Below are 20,435 nucleotides of genomic sequence, written 5' to 3'. Positions count from 1 at the left end.
CAAGGCAAATTAGAAAAGGTTTGTATTACTGTGCCACAGGTTCAATCTGCCAACTATGGCTTTGATGTTACGCCTGCTCATCTAGTAACTGGACTGATCACAGAACAGGGTATTTTTCACAAAATTACAGATTTGGCTCAAATGTTGTCATTTATGTGATTTAACAAATCAATGACTGTACATTCGGAACAGGGAGCTCATGAACAACAATTTATTTTCACTATCGACTCTTAGTGAAGTGACTTTGGTTGACCTGTTACGCAAAAGAGCGCTACAGCAACCAAGCCAGGTAGCATATACCTTTTTGGTAGATGGAGAAACCCAAGAAGTTAGCTTAACTTATCAAGCATTAGACCAAAAAGCGCGATCGCTTGCTGCTTTCTTACAGAGCATGAAAGCTACTGGAGAAAGAGCGCTGCTTTTATACCCACCTGGATTAGAATTCATTGTCGCTTTTTTCGGGTGTCTGTACGCAAGTGTTATTGCTGTTCCTGCGTATCCACCGCGCCGCAATCAGCGCATGACAAGACTGCAAGCGATTGTGAAAGATGCTCAAGCTAGTTTCGCCCTTACAACAACATCTGTTCTTACCAATATTGAACACAGTTTAAAACAAGAACCAGAACTAGCAGCTTTGCATTACATAGCTACTGAAAATATTACCAACAACTTTGCACTTTCTTGGGAGCCTTTAAAAATAAGTAGCGACACTTTGGCATTTCTCCAGTACACCTCGGGTAGTACAGGAACACCGAAAGGGGTGATGGTAAGTCATGGTAATTTGCTGCACAACGAGGAAATGATCAAGATGGCATTCCAGCATACAGAAAAAAGTATAGTTGTAGGCTGGTTACCCTTATTTCATGACATGGGACTGATTGGGAATGTACTACAACCTTTATATTTAGGAATACCAAGCTTTCTCCTGTCACCCACAACATTTCTCCAGAAACCTTTGCGGTGGCTAATGGCAATTTCCCGCTATAAAGCAACTACCAGCGGTGGTCCCAATTTTGCTTATGACCTGTGTATTGACAAGATTACCCCCTCACAGCGCTCCCAGCTTGATTTGAGTAGTTGGGAAGTCGCTTTCAGTGGTTCGGAACCTGTGCGTGCGGAAACTATTGAGCGGTTTTCAGCCACCTTTAAAGATTGTGGCTTTAAAAGAAGTACTTTTTACCCCTGCTACGGAATGGCTGAAACAACCTTAATTGTGTCTGGGGGTTTGAAAACAGATCCACCAGTTATTCGCTCCCTTAAAGATCACGCTTTTAATCAAAACTTGGTAGAGACTGCTACAGCAGACCAAGAGGATACCAGGGCAATTGTCAGTGTGGGTAGGAGCTGCTTAGACCAAAAAATTGTCATTGCTAACCCTGAGTCATTAACCAAGTGTCCAGAGGGACAAATAGGAGAAATTTGGGTTTGTGGATCGAGTGTGGCTGGTGGCTACTGGAAAAAACCTCAAGAAACTCAACAGACTTTTAATGCACAACTGCAAGACACAGGAGAAGGACCGTTTCTCCGTACGGGAGATTTTGGATTTTTACTTGATGGCGAGTTATTTGTTACAGGTCGCATCAAAGACATGATTATCATCCGGGGTAAAAATCATTATCCTCAGGATATTGAATTGACAGTTCAGAAGAGCCATCCAGCATTGCGACCGAATTGCGGAGCAGCATTTTCTGTGGAGATAAAAGGTGTTGAACAGTTAGTCATTGTTCAAGAGGTAGAGCGGAGTTACTTACGTCAACTAGAAATAGATGAGGTAGTTAGAGCCGTTTGCCAAGCAGTGTCCGAGCAGCACCAGCTACAAGTCTATGCTGTTGTGCTACTCAAGACAGCCACTATCCCGAAAACATCCAGTGGTAAGATTCAGCGCCATGCTTGTCGGGATGGTTTTTTGAATGGAAGTTTGGATGTCGTCGGAGATTGGACAGCAAGTTTTCAACAAATAGACTTAGTACAAGTCCAACAAGAAGTAGAAGCCCTTTGGGAGAAAGTAGGAAATTCAGACTCATCTAAAACTGATGGGGAATCGCTCAAGCCAGATTTTACAGAAGAAGCGATCACTACTTGGCTGGTTTCTCATCTCGCCCTGTCCCTGCGAGTGTCCCCGGATGAGATAGATATTCAGGAGCCTTTTGCTGCATACGGTTTAGATTCAGCAGTATCGGTTAGCATGACTAATGAATTAGCAGAATGGATTGGTTGTGAACTTGAGCCTACTCTTTTCTGGGAGTACCCTAACATCGAAGCGCTTGCACAGCACTTAGCAGCCCAATGTCTGTTATTGCAATCAATAACCTCTCCAGTTAGTGTTTAAGGAAACGCATGAATACAGGCAAGCAACAATACCAATAATTATGAACAAAAACACTATTAATACTGAGAATACCCAAAAACTAAGGTCAGTAAAAGCATTTAAATTCAATCCTCTTGATAAAAAGTTTCACGCTAATCCTTATCCAACTTACCATCGCCTTCGCTCAGAAGACCCCGTACACCGCAATTTCGCTGGTGAGTGGATGCTTACTCGCTATGCTGATGTGAAATTCGTGCTAAAGGATAGCCGCTTTGCCACTGATAGAACACCAGAGCGAATACAGGAGAAAAATATTTACGTCCAGCACAAAGGGAAGGATTTTAATATCCTGACACAAACCGTCAGAAAGTGGTTGTTATTCGTCAATCCGCCTGACCATACCCGACTACGCGGGATGGTAAACAAAGCTTTCTTCCTTAAAACAATCGAGCGTATGCGCCCTCAGATTCAACAGGTTGTAGAAGAGTTGATTGGCAAGGTGCAGAATACGGGGAAGATGGATATCATATCGGATTTTGCTTCGCCCCTGCCTGTGATTGTCATGTCCAAAATTTTGGGTTTGCATACTCAAAGACATAAACAACTGAAGTACTGGGCGGATCAATTATTCCTCGTATTTGAGCCATTGATGTCATTGGAAGATTATGAGCGACTGAATCAGGCAGCTCTTGAGTTTACTGAATACTTGCGTGAGGTAATCATTGAGCGACTCAAGCAGCCACAAGAAGATTTACTCAGTACTTTAATACTAGCTAGAACTGAGCAAGGTCAACTTACTAAACAAGCAGAGGATGAAATTTTGTCTTTCTGTACAGCGTTATTTAGTGCTGGTGAAGAGACCACAGTTAATCTAATTGGTAATGGAATGCTAGCTTTGTTGCATCATCCCAATCAGATGGAGAAGCTAAAACACAATCCGGGAATTATTCAAAGCGCGATTGAAGAACTGCTAAGGTTTGATAGTCCAGTACAGTTAATAGCGCGAATAGCAACAGAAGATGTCTTAATTGGCAACAAAATGATTCGTGCAGGCGAAAGGATTGTAGTTAGTCTTGGAGCTGTCAATCGAGATCCTTCTCAATTCCCCGACCCGGATCTCCTGGAATTAACTCGTAGTGACAATAACCACCTTGCTTTTGGCGATAGCATCCATGCTTGTTTGGGGTCTGCACTGGCCCGTGCTCAAGGTCAAATTGCAATTGGCACTCTAGTTCAGCAGTTATCTGACCTTAAGCTGAACACAGACAAGCTGGAGTGGCAAAAAAACGTAACTGTACGTGGTTTGAAAGCTCTCCCAGTAAGTTTCAAACATTGAGAAAGATTAAACTGTATATTCAAATTAGATTAGAGACAGTATGGATAAGAAACCTGTTGCAATTGTTGGAATAGGATGTCGTTTTCCTAAAGCTAGCACTCCAAAAGCTTTTTGGGATTTACTATGCGACGGGGTGGATGCTATTTCAGAAATCCCTCCTTCTCGGTGGGAGTTAGATCCAGACTCAGAAAAATTAGATAAAATAAATACTCGTTGGGGCGGTTTTCTAGAGCAGGTGGATCTGTTTGACCCCAAATTTTTTGGTATTTCTTCACGGGAAGCCGCCAGTATGGACCCCCAACAGAGGCTGTTGCTAGAGGTTACCTGGGAAGCATTAGAAGATGCTGGGCAAATACCAAAGCATTTAGCAGGTACGCAAACAGGTGTCTTTATTGGAATATCAACCCAAGATTTTTCTGTATTGACATGGGGCAATTCCGGTGAAGACATCTATATGACCACTGGGACTTCTCATTGCATTTCAGCTAACCGGATTTCGTATGTATTTAATTTCACAGGGCCAAGCGTAGCATTTGATACGGCTTGCTCCTCTTCACTCGTTGCGGTTCACTATGCTTGTCTTAGCTTATGGAACCAAGAGTCTACCCTTGCCGTGGCTGGAGGAGTAAATGTCATGTTATCGCCAAAAGCCACAGTTAACTTTGCCAAAGCAGGGTTCATGGCTCCCGACGGTCGTTGCAAAACCTTTGATGCCCGAGCAGATGGCTACGTTCGTGCCGAAGGGGCAGGTGTAGTCATTTTGAAGCCCCTATCGCAAGCTCAGGCTGACGGCGATCGCATTTATGCAGTTATCCAGGGGAGTGCAGTTAACCAAGACGGGCGTAGCAATGGATTGACAGCTCCCAATCTCAAAGCACAAGAGGCAGTGCTGCGAGAAGCCTACTTTAAGGCAAGTGTTTCCCCTGGACAAATTCAGTATGTTGAAGCACATGGTACTGGCACAATGCTGGGCGATCCTATAGAGATGAAGGCTTTAGGAAAGGTGCTAGCAGAAAGACGCCCTCAAGGAAGCTATTGTAAGGTGGGTTCGGTCAAGACCAATATAGGACATTTAGAAGCAGCAGCGGGAATTGCCGGGTTGATTAAAGTGGCATTGTCTCTCAAACATCGACAAATTCCACCAAACCTGCATTTTCAACAGCCAAATCCCTATATTCCCTTTGATAAATTGCCAGTGAGGGTTCAGCAAACCTTGGAGCCTTGGCCGCAAGGACATGATTTGGCATTAGCTGGGGTAAGTTCCTTCGGTTTTGGCGGTACAAATGCTCATGTGGTTTTGGCAGAAGCACCTCTAGAAATTCAAAAGCATGCCCTTGAGCGAAGCGAAGGGGTCAAAAGCCAAAAGAAAGAAGCAATTGAACGTCCTGTGCATCTTCTAACCTTGTCAGCTAAAAGTGAGAAAGCACTCTTAGAGATGGTGCAAAGTTATCAGGAGTTTCTTTTGAAACATTCTGAGGTGTCGCTAGCAGATGTTTGTTTTACTGCCAATACAGGGCGCACGCATTTTGACTACCGCTGTGCTGTCGTGGCTGAATCTAAGGTACAGTTGCAAAAAGAACTATCTGCTTTTACTGCTAATCAAGAAACTAACACAGTTGTCAGTGGTCAAGTAAAAAGCAAGAAGCGTCCAAAAGTCGCATTTTTATTTACTGGACAAGGTTCGCAATATATTGGCATGGGACGCCAACTCTACGAAACTGCGCCCATCTTTCGGCAAACCTTAGACCGTTGTGATGAAATTGTACGTTCCTATCTGGGTAAGTCACTGCTAACCGTTCTTTACGCCCAAGCGGGAGAGACTTCGCCATTAGACCAGACCGCTTACACCCAACCTGCTTTATTTGCTATTGAATATGCACTCTCTCAGTTATGGAAAGCTTGGGGTGTCGTACCCACCGCTGTGATGGGTCATAGTTTAGGAGAATATGTTGCTGCTTGTGTGGGGGGAGTCTTCAGCCTGGAAGATGGACTGAAGCTGATTGCTGCACGGGGACGACTGATGCAAGCTTTGCCGCAAGATGGGGAAATGGTCGCCGCCTTAGCCTCCGAACGTCAGATAGCCCCAGTCATTCAACCCTATTTACAAGAAGTGGCGATCGCCGCTCTTAACGGCCCTGAAAGTGTGGTCATATCTGGAAAGCGCGAGACAATCCACTTGGTAGTTGCACAGCTTGAAGCAATGGGAATCAAGACTACACCTTTGCAGGTGTCTCATGCGTTTCATTCCCCCTTAATAGAGCCAATGCTGGAGGAGTTTGCGCGAGTAGCAAGTGAGGTAACTTATTCTCCCCCGAAAATCGACCTAATTTCCAATATCACAGGTAAACTAGCGGAGGCTCAGGTGGCTACTCCTGAATATTGGTGTCGGCACGTCCGCTGCTCCGTGCGGTTTGCAGCTGGCATGGAGGCGCTGTATCGTGCAGGTTATGAAGTTTTTGTGGAATGTGGACCCAAGCCGATTTTGCTCGGAATGGGACATAAGTGCTTACCTGAAGAAGTAGGTCGATGGCTGCCAACTTTGCGTCCGGGGCAGGAAGATTGGCAGCAAATACTGCAAAGTTTAGCTCAACTTTATGTGGAAGGAGTGCAAGTGGATTGGTCAGGCTTTGACCAAGACTATGAGCGACGAAAGGTGGCACTGCCGACGTATCCGTTTCAGCGGCAGCACTATTGGATTAAAATGGCTCAAAAACCCTCAATACAAAATAAACAATCACAAATACAACACGCTGTTAATCCCAGCTATTGGTTGCAACAAGTAGACTCGACTATGAATGGAGACTCGGCTGTGAATGAAAACAAACTCGACGCAAAGATGGATGCTTCTGTTACAACCAACAGACGAGACGAAATTTTAGCCACATTGCAGGCCATAGTTGGGAATTTGGTTGAAGTCTCTCCGGCAGAGGTAAACATTGATTCTTCTTTTCTGGAAATGGGTGCGGATTCGATTATTTTAGTTGAGGCCGTGCGCCGAATTGAAAACACCTATGGCATAAAAACAGTAATTCGTCAGTTATTTGAAGAGTTAAAGACTATTAATACGTTAGCTACGTATATAGACCAAAATTTATCCCAACAATGGGTTGATCCAGATTCGCGCCAATCTAATCCTAAAGTACAATCACAGCAGCTAGAGCAACCAATCTCCACTCAATCAACCCCTGAATTGAGTCTTCACAATACACAAGATTGTGAACACAGAGGAACAGTATCGGCTGAGACTACCTTGGAACGAATTATGACACACCAGCTCCAAGTTATGTCTCAGCAGTCCCAAATCATATCTGAGTTAATGTCTCAGCAATTAGAGGTTTTGCGCGGCAATGGTTCGTCTTCAAAAAGCTTATTATACCGGAATGGACAACTTCAATGCACTCAAACCATAACGCCTGCTGTTAATTCGCCCCAGAAAGAGCAACATAATCAAAATCAAATCTCTCAAGCAACACCTTCTTCCACTCCAGCCAAGTCGGAGCTAAGGCAACCTTCCCATCAGCCATTTTCACCTCTTTCTTCTTTTCCAGGTGCAGATATTCAAAAAAAACTAAGCCTGCAACAACAGCACCATTTAGAAGTGCTGAGCGATCGCTATAATCAGCGTCATCAAAAATCAAGACAACTTGCACAAGCTTATCGTCCGGTACTAGCCGACAGCAGAGCTACACCTGGGTTCCGTCTCTCCATTAAGGAGATGCTCTATCCCATTGCTGGAGAGCGAGCGCAAGGTTCCAGATTTTGGGATGTGGACGGTAATGAGTATGTAGATATCACTATGGGATTTGGGGTGCTTCTTTTTGGTCACGATCCACAGTTCATTACTGAAGCTGTTGAAAAGCACTATCAACAAGGTCTAAAAATTGGCCCACAGTCTAAGTTAGCAGGAGAGGTCGCCCAATTAATCTGCGAGCTGACGGGTATAGAGCGAGTTACTTTCTGTAATTCAGGTACAGAAGCAGTGATGACAGCGCTACGTCTAGCACGCTCGGCGACAGGTCGTACTAAAATTGCTTTATTTGCTGGTTCCTATCACGGTCAATTTGATGGAATCTTAGCCACAGCAGCAGAGGGTGAGATTAAAGCTGTACCCTCTGCTTCAGGAGTATCTCAGAACTTCGTTGAAAATGTTTTAGTACTAGATTATGGAAATCCAAAATCTATTGAGATTTTGCAAGTCCATGCTCAGGAATTAGCTGCTGTATTGGTTGAGCCTGTGCAAAGTCGCCGTCCTGATTTGCAGCCCAAAGAGTTCTTACGGCAATTGAGGCAATTGACACAAGCATCAGGAACAGCACTGATTTTCGATGAAATCCTCACGGGTTTTCGTATACATTCAGGTGGGGCACAAACATGGTTTGGCGTTGAAGCAGATATCGTCACCTATGGAAAAATTATCGGCGGTGGGACTCCAATAGGAGTGGTAGCTGGGAAAGCCGCTTACATGAATGGAATTGATGGTGGTTTGTGGAACTATGGAGATGCTTCGTATCCACAAGCAGAAAAGATATTTTTTGCAGGAACTTTCAATAAAAATCACACAGGCATGGTTGCCGCGTTGGCAGTGCTTCAGCATCTCAAGAAACAAGGCCCTGAACTTCAGCAGCAGTTAAATCAGCGCACATCGCACTTAGTTCAAATGCTTAACTCTTACTTTGAACAAGAAGATGTACCCATCCGCGTTGTGCATTTTGGTTCACTGTTTCGTTTTGCTTTCTCAGGAAATTTAGATTTATTTTTTTATCATTTAATTGACAAAGGTGTTTATATCTGGGAAGGGCGTAGCTGTTTTCTTTCTACTGCACATACCGATGCGGATATTAATTATCTTATCCAAGCTGTTAAGGATAGTATCAAGGAACTGCAAGAAGGTGGTTTTTTACCGTCAGGTTCAAGCAAGTTGCTCAAAACTGATAAGAACACTAATGAAACATCAAGCGATTTGACACCAGCTTTTTCCGATAAAAACTTTACGCCATCCGCATTTTTATCCCAACAGGCTGTAATTGTAGCCGAGTCAGCACGCAAAGTCTCCCTGAATGAAGCCCAAAAACAGCTGGGCATTTTGGCACAGATAAGCGAAGATGGTTCGCTGGCATACAATGTTTCCATTAATCTCGAATTAAAGGGTTCATTTCAGCTAGCGGCAATGCGTAAAGCCGTGCAGACAGTTGTGAACCGCCACGAAGCACTCCGGACAATTATCAGCAGCCAGAACGATTTTCAGGAAATATTACCATCCCTGACGGCAGACGTTGCTTTGGTTGACTTTTCAAATGCGAGCGATGCCTGCGGCGGGCTACGCCTACACGAACGTGAGTTAAAAGTGGCTGATTGGTTGAAAAAAGAAAGCCAAGAATCTTTCGACCTCAGCAACGGACCTCTGTTCCGCTTCTCGATCCTCAAGCTAGAAGAAAAATTACATTTATTGGTTTTGACAATTCATCACATTGTTGCAGATGGCTGGTCAGTGGGCGTAATCCTGCAAGAGTTAGGTGCGTTATATTCCGCAGAGTGTCAGGGTGTCGTTTGCCGACTAGAGCCACCTATGCAATTTGAGAACTACATCGAGTGGCAGGAAAAGCAAAGCCAGACTGACACAATGGCAGCCCATGAATCTTACTGGCTGGAACAATTTGCTGAATCAATTCCGGTTTTAGACCTACCGACTGACCGTCCTCGCCCACGACTCAAGACTTATAAGGGTAGCAGACAAACGCGGCGACTCGATGCCAACCTGACGCGCGAAGTCAAACGGTTCAGTACAGAGAATGGCTGCACCCTATTGATGACACTCTTGTCAGTCTATACAACATTGCTTCACAGATTAACAGGGCAAAACCACATCATTGTCGGGATGCCAACTGCGGGGCGATCGCTTGAGGGCAGTGAGAAACTGGTAGGCTATTGTGCCCACATATTGCCTGTACGAAGTTGCATTGTTGGATCTGAGTCATTCTTGGAGTATTTAAAAACACTCAAGAATCGATTGTTAGAGATATACGAACATCAAGATTATCCCTTCGCCCGCTTGATCGACAAGCTGAATGTAGCGAGAGATGCAAGTCGGTCTCCTCTTGTCACTATAATCTTTAACTGGGATAGACCAGTAGCGGTGCCGAAGATGTTTGAACTGGCGACAGACTTGTTTCCTAAACCTATTAATTGTACGCCATTCGATATCAGCTTAAATGTCATGGAGGTAGACAGGAAGCTAGTGTTGGATTGCGATTACAATACGGACTTGTGTGATGCTTCCACAATTGAGCGCTGGCTGGGGCATTTCCAGACATTGCTGGAAGGGGTTGTGGCAAATCCTCAGCAGTGTATTGCAGAATTGCCCTTGCTGACAGAAGCAGAACGGCATAAGCTACTGGTGGAGTGGAACAACACCATAAAAGAGTATCCCTTCAATAAGTGTATCCATCAGTTGTTTGAGGAACAAGTTCAGCTTACCCCAGATGCGATCGCAGTTGTGTTTGAAAATCAACAACTGACCTACCAGCAGTTGAATGCCAAAGCTAATCAATTGGCGCATTACTTGGGTTCTTTGGGTGTAAAACCAGGTGTACTGGTCGGGTTGTGTCTGGAACGCTCACTAGAGATGGTGATAGGACTTTTGGGAATTCTCAAGGCGGGTGGGGCTTATGTGCCACTTGATCCTGACTATCCCCAAGAACGTTTGAGCTTCATGTTAGAAGATGCTCAAGTTTCAGTACTGCTGACTCAACAGCAACTTGTTGACAGACTGTCACAGTATCAAGCAAACCTTGTCTGTTTAGATGAGGTATGGTCACAAATTATCCAAAATAATCAAGATAATCCCGTCAGTGAAGTCAGAGCTTTTCATATAGCTAATGTAATTTACACGTCAGGATCTACAGGTAGACCCAAGGGCGTCATGGTTGAGCATACCGGACTATGCAACTTAGCTCAAGCTCAAATTAAGACTTTTGGCTTGCGAAACTTCAGTCGTATTCTCCAGTTTGCCTCCTTGAGTTTTGATGCTTCTATCTGGGAAGTCGTGATGGCTTTTGGGTCAGGGGCAACACTTTACCTGGGAACAAAAGACTCTTTACTGCCAGGGAAACCATTAATTGAGCAGTTACGGAATCATGGCATTACCCATATCACGCTTCCACCATCGGCCTTAGCAGTTATGCCAGCAGAGAAACTTCCGGCATTGCAGACTATGATTGTGGCAGGAGAAGCTTGTTCTTCTGAATTAATAAGGCACTGGTCTGCTGGCAGAAACTTTTTCAACGCTTACGGACCAACAGAAGCTACTGTCTGTGCCACTATTGCAAAATGCACTGATGGGGACAAGAAAGCTCCCATCGGTCGCCCGATCGCCAACACGCAAATCTACATCCTAGACAGCAATCTGCAACCAGTACCAATTGGCGTACCAGGAGAGTTGCACATTGGTGGTGCAGGTTTAGCACGAGGCTACCTCAACCACCCACAGTTAACACAAGAGAAATTCATCCCCAATCCCTTTAGCACTGATCGGCATTCGCGCCTCTACAAAACTGGAGACTTAGCACGTTATTTGCCCGATGGCAACATCGAATACCTAGGACGCATCGACCACCAGGTGAAGATTCGCGGCTATCGCATCGAGCCAGGAGAAATTGAAGCGGTGTTGGCCCAGAACCCTAATGTGCAGGAGGCGGTGGTCATTGATCGGGAAGACCATCCTGGCAACAAGCGCCTAGTGGCCTATGTTGTTTCCCAACAAGGACGTCTCAACCCATTACAGGTAGACAACTTAGCTCAAGTTCTCAAGGGCTATCTCAAAGAAATGTTGCCCGACTATATGATGCCATCTGCTTTCGTCATCCTGGAAGCCTTGCCTCTAACTCCTAATGGTAAAGTAGACCGCCGTGCCCTCCCAGCACCACAGTTACATCGCTCTTCAGACAAATTTGTTGCCCCACGCACCCCAATCGAAGAAATGCTAGCGCACATTTGGGCATCGGTTCTAAAAGTAGAGCAAGTCGGCATACATGATAACTTCTTTGAAATAGGCGGGGATTCGATTCTCAGCATTCAAATTGTTGCCAGAGCTAATACTGCCGGGCTTCAACTAACAACGAAACAACTGTTTCAGCATCAAACAATAGCTGAGTTAGCAGCAGTAGCAGGAACAACCACAATAATCATGCAGGCGGAACAAGGTTTGGTCACAGGACCATTGCCCCTCACGCCCATCCAGCACTGGTTCTTCAACCAAAATTTACCCAACCCGGCACATTGGAATCAAGCTTGCCTGCTAGAAGTGCAACAAGATATTAACCCGAGTATAATAGAGCAAGTTGTGCAACATTTATTAGTACATCACGATGCACTGCGCTTGCGCTTTGAACGAACAAATTCAGGTTGGCAGCAGATTAACACTGGCGTTGATGATACCGTTGTTTTAAACACAGTAGATTTATCGGCAGTACCACAGCCAGAGCAAAAATCACACATTGAAGCTGCTGCTGCTTCTCTACAGGCTAGCTTAAATCTGAAACAGGGACCACTGGTGCGGTTTGCTTGGCTTTTCTTGGGTCATCATCAATCCAATCGACTACTAATAGTCATCCACCACTTGGCAGTAGATGGTGTTTCTTGGCGGATTTTGCTAGAGGACTTGCAAACAGTTTATCAGCAACTGAGTTGTGGCGAAGCAAGACAACTTCCACTAAAAACAACCTCTTTCAAACATTGGGCGCAACTCCTGAGCGAATATGCACAATCATCAACTCTAGGCTCAGAGCTAGCTTATTGGCTGCCAGAATCAGACAAGCAGATTATTGCCATACCAGTAGACTACACAGAAGGTACAAACATAGAGATATCTGCACGTACCGTATCGGTGTCACTCAACTTTGAAGAAACAACTGCTTTACTGCAAGAGGTTCCAAAAGCTTACAACACTCAAATCAATGACGTATTGCTCACTGCCTTGGTACAGGTGTTAACTCAATGGACTGGTTCGAGTAGTATACTATTAAATTTAGAAGGTCATGGTCGCGAAGAAATATTTGAAGGTGTAGATTTATCACGCACTGTGGGTTGGTTTACCACCATTTTCCCAGTGTTTCTACAACTAGAAGCAACAAATAACCCAGGCAATGCTCTCAAGTTAATCAAAGAGCAACTGCGTCGAATTCCGAACAGGGGCATTGGCTATGGTTTGTTGCGTTATTTTAAAGGCAATAAGGAAATTGCCTCGAAATTAGAAGCTTTACCACAAGCTCAAGTCAGTTTCAACTATTTGGGGCAATTCGACCAAGTTCTGTACACTTCCTCAATATTCCAACCTGCCACTGAGTCATTAGGACCCACCAGCCATAATCCCGAAGCCAACCGCAACCATCTGTTGGATGTTAACGGTTTGGTAGTACAAGGTCAGTTACGACTGGATTGGACTTACAGTGACAATGTGCATAAACACAGCACAATTGAGAGTCTAGCGCAGAAGTTTTTGCAAGCATTGCAGACGCTGATTGCTCACTGTTCGTCTCGTCAAGCACGTGGTTACACGTCCTCTGATTTCCCCGATATCAAACTAAGCCAAGAAACACTTGACGCGGTTTTGGTAGAAATAGACTTAGATAGCATAGAGGATTAAATGAGCAACAAAGAGATTGAAGCTATTTACCCACTTTCTCCTTCGCAACAAGGCATACTTTTTGAGACTCTATCGGCTCAAGAGCCAGGGATACATATTGAGCAGCTGATTGTAACCTTGCACGGAGATTTAAACCTTGCAGCCTTCGAGCAAGCTTGGCAGCGTATTGTGGAGCGGCACTCGCTGTTAAGAACAGGCTTTGTCTGGAAAAACCAGGATGAGCCCCTTCAGTTTGTGCAAAAGCAGGTGAAAGTCTCCTTCAAGCACCAAGATTGGCGCGGGTTTTCCTCCTCGCAGCAGCAAGACCAACTAGAGGCTGCTCTGGGCGCAGATCGTCGAAGTGGTTTCAATCTCACCAAGACACCACTAATGCGTTTGGCACTTTTCCAAATAAGCGAGAACACATATCACTTCCTTTGGACCATACATCACATTCTGATGGATGGCTGGTGCCTGCCTCTTATCCTAAAAGAAGTTTTTGCATTCTACAAGGCGTTAAGCACAGGTCAAAATTTGTCACTGGAACCAAGGCGTCCCTATCGGGATTATATAGCCTGGCTGAAACAACAAGATTTGTCTGAGGCGGAGATATTTTGGCGTCAAAAACTTCAAGGTTTTACCAAACCAACCCCACTAGGGATAACAGCAGAACCTAGTAGTTTTTTTGATCAACAAGAGCGCTATGGTAAACACAAAATCCTTTTAAGCACCTCTGCTACAGCAGCGCTACAGTCTCTGGTACGGCAACGCCACCTGACTTTGAACAATCTGGTTCAAGGGATCTGGGCATTGCTCCTGAGCCGCTATTGTGGTGAGGAAGAAGTGGTTTTTGGAACCACGGTTTCCGGTCGTCCGCCTTCCTTAGCAGGGGTCGAATCGATGGTAGGGCTTTTTATTAATACCTTGCCAATGCGGATAAAGGTTTTTCCCGATGCATTACTTTGGACTTGGCTCAAAAATATCCACAGCCAACGCATTGAGCAACAAGCCTATGAATACTGCTCCGCAGGGCAAGTCCATCAATGGAGTGAAGTACCTGGGTCATTACCTCTTTACGAAAGTATTCTGGTTTTTGAGAACTATCCGGTCGATTCATCAATATTACAATTTTCAGACAATAGCATTGATGTAGATAATCTTGTTTCTAGAGGAGCACAAACCAGATATGCCATCACCATTTTGGTAATGCCAAATTCAAAGCTAGAATTCCAAATTGTCTATGATAATCATCGTTTGGACAACCTCTACATTACCTGGATTCTGAGGCATTTCTTAGTTTTATTGGAAAGCGTTGTTGCTGTTCCAGATCAACAGATTGCAACCCTTCTGAGCCAAATTCCATCTGATCAAATTCCCAAAGTTAGACTTCTTCAAAAACACAATCAACAGGAGTTGGACGAGACCTTTGTGGCACCGCGTGATGCTTTGGAGTTACAATTGGCAAAAATCTGGGAAAATGTTCTGGGTGTCCACCGTATCGGAGTACGGGATAACTTTTTTGCTCTCGGTGGTCATTCCCTTGTGGCTATCCGCCTAATAGCTCAAATTCAGCAGCAGTTTGGGAAAAATCTTCCTCTAGCAACACTCTTCCAAAGTTCAACTGTTGAACAGTTAGCGACTATTCTGAGAAAGCATTCAGATTCCTCTTTTTGGTCTCCCTTGGTAGCAATTCAGCCAAACGGTTCAAAACGACCTTTCTTTTGCGTGCCAGGAGGTGGTGGAAATGTCTTCTATTTCTATGATTTGGCGCGTCATCTCGATCCAGACCGACCCTTTTATGGACTGCAAACATTAGGTGTGGATGGAGAATCTCAACCTCACACCCGAATCGAGGATATGGCTTCCGATTGCATTCAAGCAATACAAACTGTTCAGCCTCAAGGTCCGTATCTTTTGGGAGGTCATTCTTTTGGAGGTAAAGTGGTCTTTGAGATAGCCCAGCAGTTGCAAAAGCAAGGGCACGAGGTAGCTCTAGTTGCCATTCTAGACATGACTGCGCCAGTTCCTGGCATCAAGCAGATAGGTGTTGATTGGGATAATGCTAGATGGCTAATCGAGATTGCCAAAATCATGGAAAATATGTACGAAAAGAATTTGGAGATATCGTACGATGCCCTCCAACCTCTCACTCCAGACGAGCAATTGAACTACCTCTTAAAGCGGATGAAAATGGTCAACCAGCTTTCCGAGGTTGGGATAACGCAAATGCGTGGCATCGTACAAGTTTTTAAAGCTAACTCTCAAGTTAATTATGTGCCACAGGAGGTTTATCCTAGCAAAATTACTCTCTTCCGTACCCGTGAGGCTTACGAAGAATTTGTTCATGCGATGCCTCCTGAAATTCTACAAGATTTAGCCTGGGGTTGGGGCAAGTTTTCTGCTGAACCAGTAGATGTCCATTTTATTTCAGGTAACCATCTCACAATGATGAGCGAGCCTCATGTTCGGGTTTTAGCTGAACAATTGGAAGCTTGCATCAAACAGGCACAGGCAGATGATTGAGTTAGACTGAACAACAATCTTTTTCAGGTTTGATCTCGCGCAATAACTGGCGGGAACGTGATCGGTTAGCAGGACTATATTCAGTAGACCGAAAAGTTTTCCAGAAGGCTTATCAGTCCTTAATTTGACGTTGCGATCGCCATCTGCCGAAATCAGCTTCCAATCAACCTTTCAAGCATCTCTGTTCCAGATGGATAAATAGAGCGATCGCCTGTGCTTGTGAAGTAACGGGGAAAAGCATCGCCTCAAACCCTGATGATTTCGTCAACTTTCAAAAGTTTTCGGTCTACTGAAAGTGCCAAGATTGGTAACTCGCTGGCTACCTACCCTACCGCACGTCCGGTTCTGAGCAGGGCTGTTTCATTCCACAAGGGTAAGAAGTTTGTCAATATCATTAGAGAGAAATCTCTGAGCAATTGTGATGGAAGTATGACCATTTCGACGGAGTATATTAATGGCGATCGCTCTCAGGATCGAGAGGTTCGCCGGAGCATTACCCGGGGTATGAGTATCATCAGAACAGAAAACCGGGTTAAGCTTAAAAGCCTTATTCACTAAGAATTTTCCCAATAACGAAGGTCATTGACGCTCTGCTGATCATCGAGTCATTACTCAACGATAAAATAAGGGTTTAAGCTTCTAAAAATGCTTGTATTACTCATGTAATATCTCTTAACCCGGTTTTCTGCGCGAATGCTACTCATAGCCCTAGCAGAGTGAGCCTGTTCTAAGCTGTTAAGCATTTAATTTGCACATTGAGATCGCAGGGAGGCAGGGGGCAGGGAGCAAGGGAGAGGGTTTGCAGCTTTTATTACCATGAAAATGGTGCAATTTAAATGACGATTAGCTTACTTGCCCTGGTGTTTAGATTAGCGATCGCGCTACTCGTCCCCACATCAACACTTCCCACGCTAAATGCTAAATTTTATTTAGCCACCCAGCAGGAGTTTTCTTTTTCTTATGTGGTTCTGGTCTTCAGCCACTAACGAAGCAGGTTGACTCTGTGCATCATCCACAAGCGTTAGCGTCGTGCAGTCCATTGCCACAGGCAAGTCTTTCTCTTTCTCTGACACGCCCTCGACAGACTGAGGCGACGCGACCCCCAAGGGAGCGATCGCCGCCTCCTCACAGTGCGAAATTTCGGTAAGCGTGTCAGAGTTACACCTCACAAACTCAAATGATGAGTTTGTGAGGTGTTCCTGAGCAGTTCGTGAGGGTTCGCAGAACCCTTGCTCTGACTGATTTTCACCTGATATAGATGCTTTATACAAAGCACCCATTTCTTCAGAGCCAGCATCTTTCTCTGAATCCTCAGCATTTGATTCTCGTTTTTCAGCATTGGCTTTCTCCCAAAATTCCTTCATTCGGCTGCCATGCGAATTCTTCACCATCCAGCTAGCTGTTTCTCGGCCATCTTGAATCGACTTGTCGGGTTTGAAGATGAACAACCCACTTTCAGATAGAATTTTCTTCGCAGAGATAAAAGTACTGTACCCCAAAGCAGAAGTCAAAGGCATCCACCGAGAACCGTAGGGGTCAGCCGTCCAGCATTCTTGCCACAATTGCGTAACTGATGGCTTTTGCTGGGAAGCCCACAACATATCTTCAATCGGGATAATCACATGGAGTCGCTTGTACGGGGATTGTGCTTTTGTAGCAGCAGCCTTTTTGGGTTTGGGTCTTGTAATAGTTGCGGTCATTCTACAATCTCCTGTTTTTGTTGACGCACCGAATTTTCCCTACAGCGATTGCAGGGTTTGGTACTTGTATTTGGTTGTCTAAAAAGTCACCGACACACTGAAAACCTATTGAGGTTGCCAGAATCGCAATTCATTTCGGAAATATCTGTCAGTCTTTTTCGATTGCTCCTTCCAACAATCCCAGGCAACCACCACTTCCTCGCCTAAATCCTCTACCACCTCACCCCTCTCGACATACAAAGTCCGGTATGGGTCAGCATGGGCAACAATAGAACCAACTTGAATAGTTGGCGGTTCGGTAGATGCTTTCTGGAGAGCCGTAATTAATTCTGTCTCCTCACTGGTCAATTCCGCCCAATAGTCTTGTTTGATTACCTCATACTCTTGGGCAACATTCCAATAGTCCTGCCAACTACACCCAGGTTTTGCAAGTACCTGCCGAATATCACTAACCGCTTGGGGCAGCATTTCCAGTTGTTCGGCTCGATATGCGATCGCAATAGGCGTTGGTTCACTCCCCAGAATTATCGCCGCAGCTTCGAGTGCTTGGGTATTGTTCATAGCGCTGGCAAGATTTTTCAACGCCATACCCATGAGTCGTAAGCATTCTTGGGCATTTTCTTTGGGTGGTTCAACAGCTAGCGATCGCAGGTCAATAGTTTTCTCTAACGCCTGCTTCACCTGCTTGTTCAAAGCTTTAGTCGCCTGTTGCATCATGGTATTTCCCCACTGTTGAGAAGGACGTTCCTCTACGGCGTTTTCCAAATCCTGAATACGCTGCCTAAGCTGCTGATTCTCAGCCTCCAGCTTTCTCAACCCCTCCATTTCATCCAGCCGTTGCTGTAACCGGATGTTTTGCTCTTTCTGTTGCTTGTACAGGTTTTGCAGAGATTGGATTTGCTCAATTACTTGTTCTTCTGCTTTGGCTGTGGCCTCTGTTTGCAAACCAATCCTCAATTCCTGGGAAAGTCTCTCTAGTTCTTGTTTATGCTGTTCTTCGAGTGCTGCGATCGCTTCCGTATATTCTGGTGGATAGTTCCGCCCTCTGGAAAATGGGACACTAGCGGCATCTAAATCAGCATTGTTGATCAACAACCTTTCGCCATCAGCAAAAGTGACAATCTGCTGCCAATGGTTTGGTGCGTCTGCTTCAATGGTTCCCTCTTCTCCATACCTTGGGTGTGACTGTTGTGAAACTGTGACTTTAGCGGATTTAGGAACCACTGGTTCCTGAATTTTGGGAACCATTGGTTCCTGAATGGATTGCTTTTTGCGTGGAAGTTGAGGAACCACAATATTTGCCGCAGCCGCAAAGTCTGATTCACCAGGAGAAGGGTTATCTTTCAGAGCCAGGGATACAGCAGCTTTAAGTTTTTCTGGTTCCTTGACCAAGCGTAGTAGTGGACGAGCCTGACGCTCATTTTTGATGTGTCCGCCCAACTCGCCAACTGCGTCTATTACCTTTTTGGCTCCTAGCAGTTGGTTGATTCGTCGGTATCCACCCCAAGCGTATAATTGACGCTGGCAGTATTCTTCAAAGTTTTTATAGCCAGCTTGCAGATAAAGCTGCTGTTCTCTCATCTGGAGGATTTCATCTACCGCGAAGCACTCGAATCGGTCGATGGCGGTGAAGGTTTCCTGAATGCTGGTGTTGAGATTGCTGTAGTCCAGCGTCGTTGTTTGTTCGGGTTCTAGTGTCAGCATTTTTCTTGCCCACTATGGTAAATGCTTAAAAATTGAGGTGTTGCAGTTTAACCAAAGTGAACAAGAGCAGCTGATTTGGAGGGTTTTTCCAAAAATGTGTCAGCATTATAATAAGCTCACTTTGTGATCAACGGATTGAGCAGGCGATCGCATTGCTTTGGTCGGCGGGCGGTCGCTTTTAGCTTTTACGCTGCAAATAGTAGATCAACTTCTGCACTTTCGCCCAGAATTTTCCTTCTATTCACTAAAGTCTCTGTTTCTGCTTGAGAATTGAGAGTGGCACCTTTTTCTATCGTTAATCTTTTGGGTGGCTCACCTTCCTCAAGCAAGTCTCCAGGCTTACAATTAAGGGCTTCACAGAATCTTGCTGCTGCATCTAATGTGAGTGATTTAACCTTATTTTGTTCAATTTTTTGGATGAACTGAGGACTATAACCAGTCTTTCTAGCTAGGTCATTCTGAGAAAGACCCGCAGCCTCTCTCAATTTTTTTAATGCGATAAACACAATCATCCTCTCCAAATAATACTCCGATTATAGTGGTACTACTATTGGATGTAAATATATAGGACTTACATCTATTGGTATTAGAGTTGCTTATGTGCAACCAATAGTAGTATTACAAATCTCTATCTAAAAGTAACTACTACCCCATTAACTACTACCAATAGGTGTACTAATATTATCTACATGAGGGTAAGAAAAACGAACCGTCTGCACCCGAACGCAATCAAGGGTTCGCAAGCCAAATTACCAAACATTCACTCATTCAACTAACTACAAAACCAAGTGCCACCGGGAATAGCAGCCGGAAGCCAAACTTGTAATGCTCAAGCCAGCGAAGATGATCTCGATGACCCACCAAGTCTTAAAAAACTAGTTATTTATTGCCTAACTGTCTAGAAATCAAAGTTTTTACAGCAAAGTCGAATTTAATAGAGTGTCCTCTTCCGAACACAGCACTTCCTTACACATCCCCTGATGCTGTTGTCTGCTGTCTTGATAATGCTCTTAGCAACTAGCTTTGATGGCTACGCCAAATCTATTTGAGAGCGTTGTGCTAAACCACAACGTTGTTTGCACACATAACAAAGGCGATCGCGTGTGTCTGCAAAACTCTGCGATCGCCTTTATTCCTATTGTCGGGTAGGGCAGAGGCATTGCTGCCTCGTTCCCCCCTAAGAACCGTGCTTACAAGTTTCCAAGTACACGGCTCAAGCAAGTCTTGGATGCTACTTTGTTAGAT

General features: G+C 44.8%; 10 protein-coding genes. 5 read left to right on the top strand and 5 right to left on the bottom strand.

Going from position 1 to position 20,435, the window contains the following annotated elements:
* Positions 1-30 precede the first annotated feature (30 nt).
* The 5 genes from LC653_RS47640 to LC653_RS38310 are packed head-to-tail and all read left to right on the top strand — an operon-like array spanning position 31 to position 15,786.
* Complete coding sequence (locus LC653_RS47640) at positions 31-159, top strand: hypothetical protein (protein WP_372478279.1); 129 nt, start codon at positions 31-33, stop codon at positions 157-159.
* A 40-nt stretch (positions 160-199) separates the two neighbouring features.
* A complete protein-coding gene (locus tag LC653_RS38325) occupies positions 200-2,329 on the top strand; it encodes an AMP-binding protein (protein WP_229500560.1) in 2,130 nt (709 codons plus the stop codon).
* Between the two features lie 40 nt (positions 2,330-2,369).
* Positions 2,370-3,644, top strand: coding sequence for a cytochrome P450 (locus tag LC653_RS38320; RefSeq protein WP_229500559.1), 1,275 nt, complete (start codon positions 2,370-2,372; stop codon positions 3,642-3,644).
* 40 nt (positions 3,645-3,684) lie between these two features.
* On the top strand, positions 3,685-13,284 hold the full coding sequence (locus tag LC653_RS38315) for a non-ribosomal peptide synthetase/type I polyketide synthase (RefSeq protein ID WP_229500557.1): 9,600 nt from the start codon (positions 3,685-3,687) through the stop codon (positions 13,282-13,284).
* Complete coding sequence (locus LC653_RS38310) at positions 13,285-15,786, top strand: alpha/beta fold hydrolase (RefSeq protein ID WP_229500556.1); 2,502 nt, start codon at positions 13,285-13,287, stop codon at positions 15,784-15,786. It begins immediately after the preceding gene.
* 360 nt (positions 15,787-16,146) lie between these two features.
* Here the strand turns inward: LC653_RS38310 and LC653_RS38305 are convergent, their stop codons facing one another.
* The 5 genes from LC653_RS38305 to LC653_RS38285 form a co-directional block, all read right to left on the bottom strand.
* Positions 16,147-16,341, bottom strand: coding sequence for a hypothetical protein (locus LC653_RS38305; protein ID WP_229500554.1), 195 nt, complete (start codon positions 16,339-16,341; stop codon positions 16,147-16,149).
* 374 nt (positions 16,342-16,715) lie between these two features.
* The gene (locus LC653_RS38300) at positions 16,716-17,486 is read right to left on the bottom strand and encodes a hypothetical protein (protein WP_229500552.1); all 771 of its coding nucleotides are present in this window, start codon (positions 17,484-17,486) and stop codon (positions 16,716-16,718) included.
* A gap of 105 nt (positions 17,487-17,591) precedes the next feature.
* Positions 17,592-19,190 (bottom strand): hypothetical protein, encoded by a 1,599-nt coding sequence (locus LC653_RS38295; RefSeq protein ID WP_229500550.1) that lies wholly within the window; start codon positions 19,188-19,190, stop codon positions 17,592-17,594.
* Between the two features lie 185 nt (positions 19,191-19,375).
* The gene (locus LC653_RS38290) at positions 19,376-19,702 is read right to left on the bottom strand and encodes a helix-turn-helix domain-containing protein (RefSeq protein WP_229500548.1); all 327 of its coding nucleotides are present in this window, start codon (positions 19,700-19,702) and stop codon (positions 19,376-19,378) included.
* A 498-nt stretch (positions 19,703-20,200) separates the two neighbouring features.
* A complete protein-coding gene (locus LC653_RS38285; protein WP_229500546.1) occupies positions 20,201-20,350 on the bottom strand; it encodes a hypothetical protein in 150 nt (49 codons plus the stop codon).
* Positions 20,351-20,435 lie beyond the last annotated feature (85 nt).

Source organism: Nostoc mirabile CHAB5784 (assembly GCF_020829645.1).
GTDB classification, from domain to species: Bacteria; Cyanobacteriota; Cyanobacteriia; order Cyanobacteriales; family Nostocaceae; genus Nostoc; species Nostoc mirabile.
The sequence above is the reverse complement of the archived record's forward strand: the minus strand, read 5'-3'. Positions and strand labels throughout refer to the sequence as shown.

What these genes read in the sequence shown, in the direction of transcription:
- LC653_RS38325 (WP_229500560.1), top strand. Translation starts at nt 200, where the DNA reads ATGAACAACAATTTATTTTCACTATCGACTCTTAGTGAAGTGACTTTG.
- LC653_RS38320 (WP_229500559.1), top strand. Translation starts at nt 2,370, where the DNA reads ATGAACAAAAACACTATTAATACTGAGAATACCCAAAAACTAAGGTCA.
- LC653_RS38315 (WP_229500557.1), top strand. Translation starts at nt 3,685, where the DNA reads ATGGATAAGAAACCTGTTGCAATTGTTGGAATAGGATGTCGTTTTCCT.
- LC653_RS38310 (WP_229500556.1), top strand. Translation starts at nt 13,285, where the DNA reads ATGAGCAACAAAGAGATTGAAGCTATTTACCCACTTTCTCCTTCGCAA.
- LC653_RS38300 (WP_229500552.1), bottom strand. Translation starts at nt 17,486, where the DNA reads ATGACCGCAACTATTACAAGACCCAAACCCAAAAAGGCTGCTGCTACA.
- LC653_RS38295 (WP_229500550.1), bottom strand. Translation starts at nt 19,190, where the DNA reads ATGCTGACACTAGAACCCGAACAAACAACGACGCTGGACTACAGCAAT.
- LC653_RS38290 (WP_229500548.1), bottom strand. Translation starts at nt 19,702, where the DNA reads ATGATTGTGTTTATCGCATTAAAAAAATTGAGAGAGGCTGCGGGTCTT.
- LC653_RS38285 (WP_229500546.1), bottom strand. Translation starts at nt 20,350, where the DNA reads ATGCCTCTGCCCTACCCGACAATAGGAATAAAGGCGATCGCAGAGTTT.